16 protein-coding genes and 3 tRNA genes are annotated in these 13,298 nt (G+C 65.2%); 10 read left to right on the plus strand and 9 right to left on the minus strand.

Annotated elements, in window-relative coordinates:
* Positions 1-4: 4 nt before the first annotated feature.
* On the minus strand, positions 5-199 hold the full coding sequence (locus ACZ1JV_RS20030) for a hypothetical protein (RefSeq protein ID WP_465135495.1): 195 nt from the start codon (positions 197-199) through the stop codon (positions 5-7).
* 252 nt (positions 200-451) lie between these two features.
* On the opposite strand from ACZ1JV_RS20030, the gene ACZ1JV_RS20035 reads away from it, so the two are divergent.
* The 4 genes from ACZ1JV_RS20035 to ACZ1JV_RS20050 all read left to right on the plus strand — a co-directional run bounded on the left by ACZ1JV_RS20035 (position 452) and on the right by ACZ1JV_RS20050 (position 3,031).
* The gene (locus ACZ1JV_RS20035) at positions 452-832 is read left to right on the plus strand and encodes a winged helix-turn-helix domain-containing protein (RefSeq protein WP_465150217.1); all 381 of its coding nucleotides are present in this window, start codon (positions 452-454) and stop codon (positions 830-832) included.
* Positions 833-912: 80 nt separating this feature from the next.
* Positions 913-1,683 carry a molybdate ABC transporter substrate-binding protein gene (gene modA, locus ACZ1JV_RS20040; RefSeq protein WP_465150218.1) on the plus strand — a complete coding sequence of 257 codons (771 nt, stop codon included), beginning with the start codon at positions 913-915 and terminating at the stop codon, positions 1,681-1,683.
* 12 nt (positions 1,684-1,695) lie between these two features.
* Complete coding sequence (modB, locus tag ACZ1JV_RS20045) at positions 1,696-2,394, plus strand: molybdate ABC transporter permease subunit (RefSeq protein ID WP_465150219.1); 699 nt, start codon at positions 1,696-1,698, stop codon at positions 2,392-2,394.
* Positions 2,384-3,031, plus strand: coding sequence for a molybdenum ABC transporter ATP-binding protein (locus ACZ1JV_RS20050; RefSeq protein ID WP_465150220.1), 648 nt, complete (start codon positions 2,384-2,386; stop codon positions 3,029-3,031). Before modB ends, ACZ1JV_RS20050 begins: the two co-directional genes overlap by 11 nt.
* A 1-nt stretch (position 3,032) precedes the next feature.
* Here ACZ1JV_RS20050 and ACZ1JV_RS20055 read toward each other — a convergent pair whose 3' ends face one another.
* The gene (locus ACZ1JV_RS20055; protein ID WP_465150221.1) at positions 3,033-3,545 is read right to left on the minus strand and encodes an S-adenosyl-L-homocysteine hydrolase; all 513 of its coding nucleotides are present in this window, start codon (positions 3,543-3,545) and stop codon (positions 3,033-3,035) included.
* Between the two features lie 336 nt (positions 3,546-3,881).
* Between ACZ1JV_RS20055 and ACZ1JV_RS20060 the strand changes: the two genes are divergently transcribed.
* Positions 3,882-4,361 (plus strand): redoxin family protein, encoded by a 480-nt coding sequence (locus ACZ1JV_RS20060; protein WP_465150222.1) that lies wholly within the window; start codon positions 3,882-3,884, stop codon positions 4,359-4,361.
* Between the two features lie 170 nt (positions 4,362-4,531).
* A complete protein-coding gene (locus tag ACZ1JV_RS20065; protein WP_465150223.1) occupies positions 4,532-5,212 on the plus strand; it encodes an SDR family NAD(P)-dependent oxidoreductase in 681 nt (226 codons plus the stop codon).
* Between the two features lie 210 nt (positions 5,213-5,422).
* Here ACZ1JV_RS20065 and ACZ1JV_RS20070 read toward each other — a convergent pair whose 3' ends face one another.
* From ACZ1JV_RS20070 to ACZ1JV_RS20080, 3 genes are all read right to left on the minus strand, one after another.
* On the minus strand, positions 5,423-6,841 hold the full coding sequence (locus ACZ1JV_RS20070) for a hypothetical protein (RefSeq protein ID WP_465150224.1): 1,419 nt from the start codon (positions 6,839-6,841) through the stop codon (positions 5,423-5,425).
* 223 nt (positions 6,842-7,064) lie between these two features.
* Positions 7,065-7,676 (minus strand): GTP cyclohydrolase I FolE, encoded by a 612-nt coding sequence (gene folE / locus ACZ1JV_RS20075; protein WP_395333773.1) that lies wholly within the window; start codon positions 7,674-7,676, stop codon positions 7,065-7,067.
* On the minus strand, positions 7,673-9,205 hold the full coding sequence (locus ACZ1JV_RS20080) for a phospholipase D-like domain-containing protein (protein WP_465150225.1): 1,533 nt from the start codon (positions 9,203-9,205) through the stop codon (positions 7,673-7,675). The genes folE and ACZ1JV_RS20080 overlap by 4 nt, the downstream gene beginning before the upstream one ends.
* Positions 9,206-9,618: 413 nt before the next feature.
* Here ACZ1JV_RS20080 and ACZ1JV_RS20085 point away from each other — a divergent pair, with 413 nt between their 5' ends.
* On the plus strand, positions 9,619-10,173 hold the full coding sequence (locus tag ACZ1JV_RS20085) for a hypothetical protein (protein ID WP_465150226.1): 555 nt from the start codon (positions 9,619-9,621) through the stop codon (positions 10,171-10,173).
* Between the two features lie 241 nt (positions 10,174-10,414).
* Positions 10,415-11,737, plus strand: coding sequence for a chloride channel protein (locus tag ACZ1JV_RS20090; protein WP_465150227.1), 1,323 nt, complete (start codon positions 10,415-10,417; stop codon positions 11,735-11,737).
* 93 nt (positions 11,738-11,830) lie between these two features.
* Here the strand turns inward: ACZ1JV_RS20090 and ACZ1JV_RS20095 are convergent.
* The 4 genes from ACZ1JV_RS20095 to ACZ1JV_RS20110 form a co-directional block, all read right to left on the minus strand.
* Positions 11,831-11,907, minus strand: a tRNA-Arg gene (locus ACZ1JV_RS20095).
* 56 nt (positions 11,908-11,963) lie between these two features.
* A tRNA-Arg gene (locus ACZ1JV_RS20100) sits at positions 11,964-12,040 on the minus strand.
* A 47-nt stretch (positions 12,041-12,087) separates the two neighbouring features.
* Positions 12,088-12,164 (minus strand) — tRNA-Arg (locus ACZ1JV_RS20105).
* Positions 12,165-12,208: 44 nt separating this feature from the next.
* Positions 12,209-12,643 (minus strand): (deoxy)nucleoside triphosphate pyrophosphohydrolase, encoded by a 435-nt coding sequence (locus ACZ1JV_RS20110; RefSeq protein ID WP_465150228.1) that lies wholly within the window; start codon positions 12,641-12,643, stop codon positions 12,209-12,211.
* A 75-nt stretch (positions 12,644-12,718) separates the two neighbouring features.
* On the opposite strand from ACZ1JV_RS20110, the gene ACZ1JV_RS20115 reads away from it, so the two are divergent.
* Positions 12,719-12,907: a Flp family type IVb pilin gene (locus ACZ1JV_RS20115; RefSeq protein WP_465135508.1), complete on the plus strand. Its 189-nt coding sequence runs from the start codon at positions 12,719-12,721 to the stop codon at positions 12,905-12,907.
* Positions 12,908-13,034: 127 nt separating this feature from the next.
* A complete protein-coding gene (locus ACZ1JV_RS20120) occupies positions 13,035-13,208 on the plus strand; it encodes a Flp family type IVb pilin (RefSeq protein ID WP_395333779.1) in 174 nt (57 codons plus the stop codon).
* Positions 13,209-13,298 lie beyond the last annotated feature (90 nt).

The raw sequence follows: 13,298 nt of genomic DNA on the forward strand, positions 1-13,298 counted from the left end.
GGCCTCAGGTCAGCAGGTAGTAACCCAGCACCAGCCAGCAGGCGACGCACATCGCCACGGCGGTAATCAGCGAGCGAACGTCCTGTTTGTCATCGCGCTTGCCGCTTCCCAACGCCATCGCGGGCGCGGGAATCACCATTCCCCCCGCCGAGTCGATGCGGCGTTCGAAACGGATAGTCTTCTCATCAGCGACCTTCATCCACGCATCCTCTCTCGTGCGCGGGCGCGATGTGGAGGCTTTGCGCCTCCTTTCCTGTTCAGGCCCCGTGTCCTGTTCCGGATCGCCCCCGCCGGTCCCCGATCGCCCGACCTTTTTGGCCGTGGCGATCCGAAGCCACTGGCTTCACCCGGCATGCTATCAGACGGATGCGTTCCTGCAATCTCTCTCCACATTGCCCGCTTGCCTCCCATGGCATAGGTCTTTTGCCAGTTTACCACGGACAATTCCTTCATGACCGATCATGCCCTGCTCTCCATCAAGTCGCGCCTCGTATGCGGCGGCGAAATCGCCATGGGTCCGGGCAAGGCAGACCTGCTAGAGTCGATCCGCGCGCATGGCTCGATCTCGGCAGCGGCGCGGGCCATGGACATGAGCTATCGCCGCGCCTGGCTGCTGGTCGATGCGATGAACCGCTGCTGGGCCAGCCCGCTGGTGGCCACTTCTCCCGGCCGCGCGGGCGGTGCCGGCGCCGTCCTTACCGCAGCGGGCGAGACGGTGCTCACCCATTACAGGGCGCTGCAGCAGCGGATCGAACAGGCGGCCGACAATGCGGATCTGGCCGCGCTTTCAACGCTTCTGCGGCAAACCCCGGCCGAACCGCGCGGGCACTGAACTGCACGTGAAGGCACCCTAGGCAAGACCGGACGGACCATATACAGCCGGATACAGATATATTCGGAAGGTTTTCCAAGATGCTCCGGCTGCGCGCGCTGTTCCTGCCTGTACTTCTCCTGCTCGCCTCGCTCTGGACGCCTGCTTTCGCGCAGTCGGAAGGTCCGCTGGTGCTGGCCGCCGCCAGCCTGCAGGAGGCGATGAATGCCGCTGCCGATGGCTGGGCGAAGAAGGGCCATCCGCGCCCGAAGATCTCCTTCGCCGCCTCTTCCGCGCTGGCGCGCCAGATCGAGGCGGGCGCGCCGGCCGATGTCTTCGTTTCCGCCGATGAGCCGTGGATGGACGAAGTGCAGGCCAAGGGCCTTGTCCGCAAGGGCACGCGCGTCTCGTTCCTGACCAACGATCTGGTCATCGTGGCGCCCAAGGCCAAGCCGCAGCGCATCACCATCAAGCCCGGCTTTCCGCTGGCCCGCGCGCTGGGCAATGGGCGACTGGCGGTGGGCGATCCGGCAGCGGTTCCGGCGGGCATCTATGCCAAGCAGGCGCTGACCAAGCTGGGCGTGTGGGATTCGGTGAAGGACAACCTTGCCCCCGCCGAAAACGTGCGCGCCGCACTGGCGCTGGTGGGCCGCGGCGCCGCGCCGCTGGGCATCGTCTATGCCACCGATGCGCGCGCCGAGCCGGCCGTGATGGTGGCCGGCGTGTTCCCCGCCAATTCGCACCCGCCGATCAGCTATCCGGTTGCCGTGCTTTCCGCCTCGCGCAATGCCGATGCCGAAGGTTTCCGCCGCTACCTGATCTCGGCCGAGGGCAAGGCGGTGTTCCGCAAGTTCGGCTTCGGCACGAAGTAACCGGACCCACGCGTGAACCTGACGCCAGAGGAATGGGAAGTCCTGCTGCTGTCGCTCAAGGTCAGCGGCGTGGCGATGGCTTGCGCGCTGCCGGTGGCCTTCGCGCTGGCATGGGTGCTGGCGCGCTGGCGCTTTCCGGGGGTCATCATTCTCGACGCGCTGATCCATCTGCCGCTGGTGCTGCCCCCGGTGGTGACCGGCTGGCTGCTGCTGATCGCGCTGGCCCCCAACTCCGCGATGGGCCGCTTTTTCGAGAATGCGTTCGGCCTCACCTTCATGTTCCGCTGGACCGGGGCCGCACTGGCCGCGACGATCATGGCGCTGCCGCTGATGGTGCGCGCCATGCGCCTGTCGATCGAGGCGGTGGACCGCCGCTACGAACTCGCCGCGCGCACGCTGGGCGCCGGGCGATGGCGCACGTTCGCCACGATCACCCTGCCTCTGACCCTGCCCGGCATTCTGGCCGCGCTGGTGCTGGGCTTCGCGCGTTCGGTGGGCGAGTTCGGCGCCACGATCACCTTCGCCTCCAACATTCCGGGCGAGACGCGCACCCTGCCGCTGGCCATCTACAGCGCCCTGCAGGTTCCCGGCGCGGAATGGCAGGTGGCGCGACTGGCGGGCCTCTCGATCGCTCTCTCGCTGGGCGCCCTGGTGATTTCCGAATGGATGGCACGCCGTAACCAAGCGGGGGCGATGCGCTATGTCATTTGACGTTTCGCTCAGCCTCAAGCGCGGGAAACGGACGTTCGACTATGCCTTCCGCGCCGAACAAGGCGGATTGACCGCGCTGTTCGGCCCGTCCGGCGCGGGCAAGACCACGCTGCTGGACATGATCGCCGGCCTGGCGAAGCCATCGCGCGGCCATATCGCGGTTTCGGGCGACATCCTGTTCGATGCCGAACGCCGCATCAACCTGCCGCCCGAACGCCGCCGCTGCGGCTATATCTTCCAGGACCTGCGCCTGTTCCCGCACAAGACCGTGCGCGACAATCTGCTCTACGGCTGGCGTATTGCCTCGCCCGAGCACCGCTGGCTGGAACTCGATACCGCTCTGGAGGTGCTGGGCATCGGGCACTTGCTGGAACGAATGCCTGCCACTTTATCGGGCGGCGAAGCGCAGCGCGTTACAATCGGCCGCGCACTGCTGTCCGGCCCACGCTTCCTGTTGATGGACGAACCACTTGCCTCCGTCGATGCGGAGCGGCGCGAGGAAATCCTGCGCGTGATCGAGCGCGTACGCGACGAACTGCGCCTGCCGATCCTCTACGTCAGCCACGACCGGGCCGAAGTTGACCGGCTGGCCGACCGGGTGATCGAAGTTCCCGCGCCGGCCGGTGTCTCGACCTAATTCACTTGAGCGCCAGCGCTACCACCGTGCGCGGACGCTGATCCGCCAGCACTTCCTGCGCCGCATCCACCAGCGCCCCGCGCCCATGGCTATGCGCCAAACCGCGCGTGATCTGTTTCAATTCGTGGCAATTGAGCCAGGGATGCCCGGCGCCATACTGGTTCGCCATCACCACGCTGATCTTGTCCAGCGCGCGGGTCGCCCCTTGATCGCCGTAACGCCCGACGAAACCGGCCTGAAGTGCGCGCGCCGCATCGTTGAGGTCGGCCAGATGCTCCTGCGTAAAATCGCCGTAGTCCGCCTGAAAGTCGTCGGCAGTCCGGCGGCAGCGCAGGCTGGTCACCATCAGCATGATGTCGAGCCGGCGCAACTGCTCCGCGCTGTCGCCCGCCCCGGCGGTTGCGGCCGGAACCGGCCCGGCCTTGTTCTTTTCGATGCCCGGCTTGGCCGCGTGTGCCGGATCGGACAGGCCGACCGCCAGCGCCGCCACCAGACCCATGATCGACCCCGCCAACAAGCGACGTTCGCCGCCGCGCGAGGTTCGATGGCCCAGTGTCCCTCGAACCAACAAGCGACGTTCGCCGCCGCGCGAGGTTCGATGGCCCAGTGCCCCTCGATTATGTCGTCCCCCTACGGCGACGCGCTTCATGCTCATCATCGCTTGCCTCCTCCGACGATCCGGCATTTGCCGAACCCCGCAGACAAGCTCTCACGCAGTGGTTCACCGGATTTTAATGGCTCAGGTGAAGGCGATTTTAACCACGTTCGGCACGCGCACCGTTTGCGCCTGCGCACTGCCGCCCTATATCAGCGCGCATCCGCGATTCATTTGCAGACAAAGGATAAATCCATGACCATCGCCGTTGGTGACAAGCTGCCTGACGTAAAGCTGATCAAGGCCGGCGAAAGCGGCCCCGAACCGGTTCAGACCGCCGATTTCTTCGCAGGCAAGAAAGTCGCGCTGTTTTCGGTGCCCGGCGCCTTCACGCCCACCTGCTCTGCCAAGCACCTTCCCGGATTCGTGGACAAGGCCGAGGAACTGAAGGCCAAGGGCATCGATGCGATCGCCTGCACCGCCGTGAACGACGCTTTCGTGATGGGCGCATGGGGCAAGGCCTCGGGCTCCGACGACGTGGCCATGCTGGCAGATGGCAACGGCGATTTCGTCAAGGCGATCGACCTCGTGATGGACGGCACCGGCTTCGGCATGGGTGAGCGCGGCAAGCGTTTCTCGATGGTCGTCAACGACGGCGTGGTCGAACAGCTGAACGTCGAAGCGCCGGGCGCTTTCGAAGTCAGCTCGGCCGACTACATGCTGGGCCAGCTCTGAACCGGACCAGCTCTGATTTCAGACTGACAATTTGAAAAGGCGGCGCTTCCGAATGGAGGCGCCGCCTTTTTCCTGAGCATCGGTAGGGCGTTGGCTCACACCCGATAGTCCGGCCCGGCTTGCCCCTCCCCGACCGGCGCGATAGCGTCCGCGCAAAGAGAGGAATTTCCATGGCCCGTTCGGTTATCGTCACTGGTGGATTTGGCATACTCGGCAGCGCCGTCGCCGCCGCTTTCGCCGCGCAAGGCGACAAGGTCGCCCGCATAGACTTCGCCCCTTCGGCCCGCGAGCCCCTGGCCGGCGCGCTGGATATCGGCGGCGTCGATCTGACCGACGAAGCCGCAACCCGCGCCGCGCTCGACACGGTAGCGGCCGCGCATGGCGGCATCGACGTGCTGGTGAACATCGCGGGCGGCTTCATCTGGGAAACGCTGGAAGGCGGATCGCTCGCCTCGTGGGCGAAGATGCAGGCGATGAACCTGACGACCGCCGCGACCATCACCCAGCTCTCGCTGCCGGCGCTCAAGGCTTCGGCTGCCGGGCGCGTGATCAGCATCGGCGCGGGCGGCGCCGTGAAGGCGGGCATGGGCATGGGCGCCTATGCAGCCTCCAAGTCCGGCGTCCACCGCCTGACCGAAGCGCTGGCCGAGGAACTGGCCGGCACCGGCGTCACCGTGAACGCCATCCTGCCCAGCATCATCGATACGCCCACCAATCGCGCCGATATGCCGGACGCCGATTTCTCGACCTGGGTGCAACCACAGGCGATTGCGGACGTGATCCTGTTCCTCGCCTCCGACGCCGCGCGCGCGGTGACGGGTGCACTGCTGCCGGTTACGCGCGGCGGTTGAGGCGGCTTGCGCGGACCCTTGCGACTGAACCGATTTGGGTCGGGACCGCCCCTGCCCTAACTCATATTACCTCGTCATCCCCGCGGAGGCGGGGATCCCGCTTTTCTGGCGATGTCGCAGAAAGGCAGCGGGGCCCCCGCCTTCGCGGGGGCGACGGGGTTGGGGGTCTTGGGGGCGCTTAGCTAGCTCTGGGCAAGCTGGGTCGGAAGGCTAGCGCCGGACGTAAACCACCACCCCGTCAGCACCCCGGAATATCCGCTTCCAACGCGGTGATCTGGCCAGTTCCCCGGCGATCGGCGCATTGTGGTCTTCCTGAATGACGAAGGCCACCGGGTGCCACTTGGCGATCACGTCCACCAGCGGGACATAGCCGTTCTCGATCCCGCCGTTGTACTGCCATTCGTCGTGGCTGTAGCGGTAGTAGCGCCCGTCGTAAGCCACGCGCCAGTTAGGCCATCCGGCATCGATCACCGGGCCGCCGAACGGGAAATCCGCATAGACCGTGCCGCGCAGGTTTTCCTGTTTCAGCCGCGCTATGCTCTCCAGCGGCAGGCTCGGCGCAAAGCGCGTGGGCGCCAGAAACGGCAAGGCCAAGGCCACCACTGCGACGGCGGCAGCGGGCAACCAGCGTGGGGCGGCAAGTGCGCGCTCTTGCGAACTCGCCCCGCGCGCGATCACCGGCACCATCGCCAGCGCCCAGAACAGCACAAAGCGATAGGCGAAGATCGTCATGACCAGCAGCGCCAGTGCTACCAGCACTTCGGCCGGATCGTAGCGACGCCCACGCAGCACGATGCGCGCCGTCAACAGCAGCACGATCACCACCGGCACCGCGTTGTTCCAATTCGCCGGGATCCACAGCGGGCGCCACTCGCTGGCGCCGATGGCCAGGCTCATTTCGGTATTGGTGGCGGAGATGGCGAGGATGGAGAAACCGTCCGGCGTCGCGAAGATCGCCGCGATGGCGACCAGCGTCAGCACGGCAGGGGCAACCGGCAGCGGGCGATTGCGGTCGCGCAGCCAAAGCAGGCCGCCGGCGACGGTTTGAATGCCCAAGGTCAGCACACCGATGCTCGCCGAGGGGTGGAAATTCTGCCAGAGCACCAGCAGCGGCGCACCGAGCGCGATCGTTAGCAGCGGTCGCAGGCGTAGCTGCATCAGCGCCAGCAGCAGGCCGAAGCACAGCGCCGCGAAGCTCTGCGGCCGGATGCTGGCGGTCGGCAAGGCTGCGAAGAAGGCCAGTGCCAGTGCCAGCGCGACTGCGGGCGCGGTAGCGCTGCGGTGGCGGCAGGCGGCGGCGACGGCCCAGAACCCGCCCAGCCAGACCAGCGAATCGAACACCCGCAGCAGGCCCCAGCCACCCAGTGAGCGCACCCAGGCCATGCTCGCCTGCGCCAGCCAGCCTACCGCCGGCAGCGGCTCGCCCAGATGAAGCGCGGCAAACGGCTCGCGGGAAATCGGGCCGCCGTGGGCAAGGATGATCTCGCCCAGTTTCAACTGCCAGAAGATGTCGACATCCCAGACGCTGCGCAGCAACAGCACGCAAAGCATCACGGCCGGAACCAGCGCAGCCCCGTAACGCAGCAGAGGGGCGCCCTGCCCTTCGACGCTATTCTTGAAACCGCTCAAACTACCCCCGGCGCGGCGCGAAGGGCGCCGCCAAGCCTCCATCGCCGCACGGCGGGAGCCGTTCAAGCTCCCGGCGCGCGGAAACGGGGATAAGCGCCGGTTTGAAAATTCGCGAAACGCAAATTGTGCGGCACCGGCCCGTTCCCCCACCCGACCTCCCTACAGGGTAGAATCTGGGAGGTCGGGTGGGGGAGTGGGCCGGTGCCGCGCCAGAATGCCCGCCTCAGTAGCCCATCAGGCTCAGCACTTCCTTGCGGCTGCGCTCGTCTTCAAGGAACGTGCCCATCATGCGGCTGGTGATCATGCTGACGCCCGGCGTGCGCACGCCGCGCGCGGACATGCAGGCGTGGCTCGCCTCGATCACCACGGCAACGCCGTGCGGCTTCAGATGCGTCCAGATGCATTCGGCCACTTCGGCGGTCAGGCGTTCCTGGATCTGCAGGCGCTGCGCATAGCCCTGCAGCACGCGGGCGAGCTTCGAGATGCCCACCACGTGATCGCGCGGCAGATAGGCGATCGCCGCCTTGCCGATGATCGGCGCCATGTGGTGTTCGCAGTGCGACTGGAACGGAATGTCCTTCAGCAGCACGACTTCGTCGTAGCCGCCCACTTCCTCGAACACGCGGCTGAGGTGGATGGCCGGATCCTCGCCATAGCCCTGGCAGTATTCCTTCCACGCCCGCGCCACGCGCTTGGGCGTGTCCAGCAGGCCTTCGCGCTCCGGATCGTCGCCGGACCAGCGGATCAGCGTGCGGATCGCTTCCTGCACGTCTTCCGGCACCGCAGGCTTCTTTTCGAAAGGGCTGTCCTCGTCGGGACCGACCAGGCTGCTCATCCCTTGATACTCCTTCGCAATCTTTCCTGTAGGCGCAGCCGCATAAGCTGCCCCTTGCGGCGGAACAGACCGCGCCGCTCGATCGGCTCGAACATCTCACCGGGTCGTTCCGGATCGAGCAGAGCGCTTTCCCCCAGCGCTCTTTCAGCATCGGAGAGATGTTTCAAGGGCAAGCGTTCGAGATGTTTGCCCGTGGGCACAAGACCTTCGATCATCGCGGCCATCGAATCGTAACGATCCAGCGCCTCCGCGATCACGTCCTCGGTCTTCCCGCAGTGCTCCGCCAGCAATCGAATGCGCAAGGCGCGGATGGCTGGAACCACATGGGCATTGGCCGGGCGTGCCGCATCGATGAACACGTCGCACTCCGAATCAAGACCCATCGACCGGTTGTTCATGTTCGCCGAGCCTACGCGCAGAATCTCGTCATCGACGATCAGCAGTTTGGCATGGACGTAGATGGGCTCGCCGTCCGCCGCGCGCGGGTGGAAGATGTGGAAGCGGCCGGCGTGATCGGCATTGCGCAGCGTCTTCACCAGTTCCACGCGCGCGGTGTCCATGGCCACCTGTTCCAGCCAGCCGCTGGCGCTCAAAGGATTGATGATGACGATTTCCGGCGGATCATCCTCCAGCAACCGCTCGGCAATCGCCTCCGCCACCGCGCGGGAGGCGAAGTACTGCGTCTCCGCATAGATAAAGCGCTTCGCACGGCGAATCTGCTCGACGAAAAGCTGCTCGATCTCTGCGACTTGCGAGCAGCCGTCATATTCCGCGCGCGTGCGGGCTATGCCGATCTCCACATTCTCGAACTCGGCCACCAGTCCTTCGGGCCAGGGTACGAAGTCCTGCGGGGCGCAGGGCACGATCTCGTTGCCCCCGGCCGCCGCCCAGCGCGCCCGCCCGAGTTCGGCCAGCGTGCCGGCCACTTCGCCTTCCATCACCATCGTCAGGTCGTGCCAGGGGCCGTAGAGCCGGCCGCTGGGCCTGCGGCGGCGCGGGTCGTGCGGGCGATGCTCGGGCGTGTCCCAACGGTCGGAGGTCATGTCGATGCCTCCACAGGCAGCGAACACATCGTCGATCACCACGATCTTCTGATGGTGACTGCAGCCGATCGGATGGGCGCCGTCGAAGCGGAAGTGGATGCGATCGCGAAAGGCCCAGCGGATCAGGTCGATCACCATGGTGCCGCGAAACAGCGACTTCACCAGAGAGACGTTCCACTTCAGCAGCAGAATCTCCAGCCGTGCCTGGCTTCGCACCAGCCAGATGATGAACGACCCCAGGCGTGCCGGAAACCGGTCCTTGCGGCCGCCCTGCCACCAGCGCCGGCCGGATGTGAGCAAGATGCGCGAATCGAAATCCCAGCCGATCATGAAAATCCGCTGCCGCGCCGATTCCATCGCTTCGCGAATCACGGAGAAGTAGTCTGCGGCGTCGATCACCACATGCGCCCGGCGCGCCATCGCATAGCGCCAGACCGACGGAGAGACGGCAGGCTCCTCCGCCTCTTTCAAAATCTCGCTTTCCAATGCGTTCCCCCGTTCGATCTCAATCGCGCGCGCGTACCCAGGTGCTGCACCTAGCGAACAAGAGCGCAACATGTTCCCTGCGGCAAGGGCCATGGCATTTCGCCGCCGTTACGCAGTTCACCGCATACAGCGAACGAAACGACGGGTTTGGGCCGTTTCATCGCAAAACGAGGTCGGCCCAGCGGTTGATCCGGCACCGTTCACCCGCCATTCCGTTACGCACATGCAAACAAGCATGTCTTTCACCCCGCTCCTTCCCACGCGCAACGGCGCGCGGAGCGGGTTCCGGCTCTGGCCGGATCGTATCGTCCGGGTCGTCAACTTTCCGGACCTGTTTTTGAGGGCCCTCTTGCGTTGGAGGGCTGCGTGTCGGTCGCCGTTGGGTCGGCTTCCGCATCGAGAAGGAGTACGCCATGAAGAAATCGATCATCGCCGCCGCGCTTGCCGCAGCCACGCTCGTTCCCGGCGCCGCCATGGCGCAGGCCGCACCGGCAACCGCTGCCGCCGCAGCCGAGCCGACTGCCGGCGCCAAGGTATTCGATGCCGAAGGCAATGAAGTGGGCTCGGTAGAGGCCGTGCAGGGCGACGTGGTGACCGTCAACACCGGCGTCGCACGCGCGGGCCTGCCCAAGTCTGCCTTCGTCACCCGTGACAAGGGTCTGACGATCGGCATGACCAAGGCCCAGCTGGAAGCCGCCGTGCAGGGCGCGCAGGCCAAGACCGGCGAAGCGCTGGCCACTGCGCTGGTGCCCGACGCGCCGTTGAAAAGCAGCGACGGCGTCGTGCTCGGCACCGTCAGCAAGGTTGAGGGCGATAACGTGACCGTGGCGCTGCAGACCGGCTCGCCCGTCTCGCTCAAGAAGAACACCATCGGCCTTGGCGCCGACGGTGCGCTGGCTGTCGGCGTGACCGCCGCCCAGTTCAACGCATCGGTTCAGGGTGCTGCTGGCGGCTCCAGCGGCAAGTAAAAATCGGCCCCGGATTTGCCGGGGACCTGATGGGATGGAGGCCCGGGATCGCAATGCCGATCCCGGGCCTTTTGCATTTTTCGGCCAAAGTCCTTGCGATAATACCCCGTGTTGGCCCACTAGGGCGTCGATCTGCCGCTTTGCGACGATCGCCCCCCTCGCCTATTTTGGTGCCTGCCTTTCGGCGCCTGAGCCGGGCCGCCCGCTTTCGGGCTTGCCGCGATGAGATGATCGGAACCGAATGACGCCCCTGGAACACTTTCGCTCATTCCAGAAGTCGGCACCCGGCCTCGACAGTTCGCTCGCCATGGCCCGCAGGCGCGCAGCGACGGTGCTCGGCGCAGTGGCGCTGGGCATGATCGCCATAGTCTTCGCCTGGATGGGCGATCTGGCGCAGAAGATTTTCACGCAGTTCCAGGCCCAGCATCGTTATGCGCCGCTGGTGATGACCCCGCTGGTCTTCGCGGCGACGGTTGCCATTACCAAGCGCTGGGCGCCGGCCGCCAAGGGATCGGGCATCCCGCAGGTCATGGCCGCCGGACACGACCTGCAACTCGCCAATTCACGCCTGCTTTCGCTGCCGACCGCCATCGCCAAGCTGCTGCTGACCACGGTGATGCTGCTGGTGGGCGGATCGGTGGGGCGCGAAGGGCCCACCGTGCAGGTTGCCGCCGCGATAATGGTCACCTGCCACCGCATTCTGCGCGTGCCGATCTCCGCCGGTGTGCTGATCGCCGGCGGCGCCGCCGGCGTGGCCGCGGCTTTCAACACGCCGCTGGCCGGTGTCGCCTTCGCGATCGAGGAACTTGCCGCCGCCTTCGAACAGAAGGTCGCGGTGCTGGTGATGGGGGCCGTGGTGATATCCGGCCTCGTCAGCCTGGCGGTGGCCGGCGACTACGTCTATTTCGGCGCCATGCGGCAGACGCTGGGCGTTGCCTCCGTCCTGCTGATCACACCCGTGGCGGGCGTTGCGGGCGGCGTGCTGGGCGGCCTGTTCTCGCGCACCCTGCTTTCTTTCTCGCGCAGCACGCACCCCTTGTTTCAGACGGCCCGGACTCGGCCAGTCACGCTGGCGCTGGTTTGCGGGATGATCGTGGCGGTAACCGGCGTGCTTACCGGATCGACCTGGGGCACCGGCTACGAAACCACGCGCCACATGATCGAGGGGACGGCAAACCCCTCCCCCTGGTTCGGCCCGGCCAAATTCCTCGCCACGGCGGCCACGGCCGTCTCCGGCGCGCCGGGCGGCATCTTTGCCCCCTCGCTTTCAGTAGGCGCGGGACTGGGGCAATTGCTGTCTTACGGATTTCCGGACGATCCGGCCCCGGCCATCGTGCTGCTGGGCATGGTCGCCTATTTCGTAGGAGTAGTGCGTGCACCGCTGACGGCCGTGATCATCCTGATGGAAACCACCGCCAGCCGCGGCATGATCGTGCCGCTGTTCCTAACCGCCATCATCGCCGATGCCGCCAGCACGCTGGTTTGCAAGGAAAAGCTCTACCACGGCCTGTCGCGCGCTTTCGCTCGCCCGCAGGCTTCCGATGAGGCGAAGGCTGGCAGCTAAAGCGACGGGCGATGCGATTCGCGCCGCCCGATCGCGCGCCGCGCAGATAATAAAAAACCCCCGAATAATCGAGGGTTGCTGTTGTGAGGCAAGTGGCGCGCCCGGAACGATTCGAACGTCCGACCCTCAGATTCGTAGTCTGATGCTCTATCCAGCTGAGCTACGGGCGCGCAGATGCCCTATGTATCCATACGGCGAAAGGTCTGGAAACCTCTCTATGGAGAAATGGCGCGCCCGGAACGATTCGAACGTCCGACCCTCAGATTCGTAGTCTGATGCTCTATCCAGCTGAGCTACGGGCGCGTGCCAATTTCTATCCAACCAAGGCCACGATTTCCCCGAAAGGAAAGTGGCGCGCCCGGAACGATTCGAACGTCCGACCCTCAGATTCGTAGTCTGATGCTCTATCCAGCTGAGCTACGGGCGCGTTGGAGTGGCGCCAATAGAAAGGGATCCGCCCCCCGTCAACGCCTATATCGCACTTGAGCGCAGGAATTTGCACAAGGCCGCTGCCAAAGGATAGTCGAGCGGCGGCATTGCCAGCGTTTCGATGGCTTCGGGGGCATACCAGCCAAGCGCCTCCGCCTCGTGCGGGTGCGGCTCGCCCCGCCATTCGCGGCAAACGTAAAGAAGTATGACAAGCGACCGGGCCCCGTCCCCGGTTCGCCCGCTGGCGAAGCTCACCGGCTCCAGCACGGTGCGATCGAGCCCCAGCGCCAGTTCCTCGTCCAGTTCGCGGACGGCCGCCGCTTCCGGGCTTTCGCCCGGCTCGACCTTGCCTCCGGGAAATTCCCATAGCCCGCCGTGCATACTGGTGAAGGGTCGCTGCTGCATCAGCACCCGCCCGTCTTCGCGCACGAGCGCCACGGCGACGACGACCATCGGTGTAAAAGAATTTTCCAGCATCGATACCCTTATTAGGAACTCGTTAACGCCACGATGGCATCCCCGAGAGTGTTCTGGAGAACTGCAGGGTGCATCATGACTGTTCGATCGATCGGTGTGCGAATTCTTAAAGAAGAAACCGCCGCCACCACCGTCGAATACGGACTGATCCTTGGATTGATTGTACTTATGGTTGTCGTAGCAATCAGCGGCGCCGCCGATGAAGCTGTTGGCATGTGGAATAGCATCGCTTCGAAGTCATCTACTGCAATCTCCGCAAGCTGAAGAAAATTCCAACTTAAACATTTTTCAACACTTCCAACCTAAAAGCGAAATTGTCCGGAGCGCTGAAGCGAGACGCCAGGCGGGATGGACCGGGTACAGAAGACTGCTTTACATCAGGAGACATACCATGAAGTTTCTCGCCAAGCTGCGTCGCAACGAAGAAGGCGCCACCGCTATCGAATACGGCCTGATCGCCGCCCTCATCGCTGTTGCCGCGATCGCCGCCATGCAGGGCATGGGCTCGCAGCTCACCTCGACCTTCTCGAAGACCTCGTCGACCCTGGGTTCGACGAACTCGTAAGAAGCTTTCGAGCTAAACGGTTCAGGGCGGCAGGGAAACCTGCCGCCCTTTTCCGTTTCCGGCTCGGCAATCTTGAAGGGCTCTCGGGAA

It is taken from the genome of Novosphingobium sp. BL-S-19 (assembly GCF_055521675.1).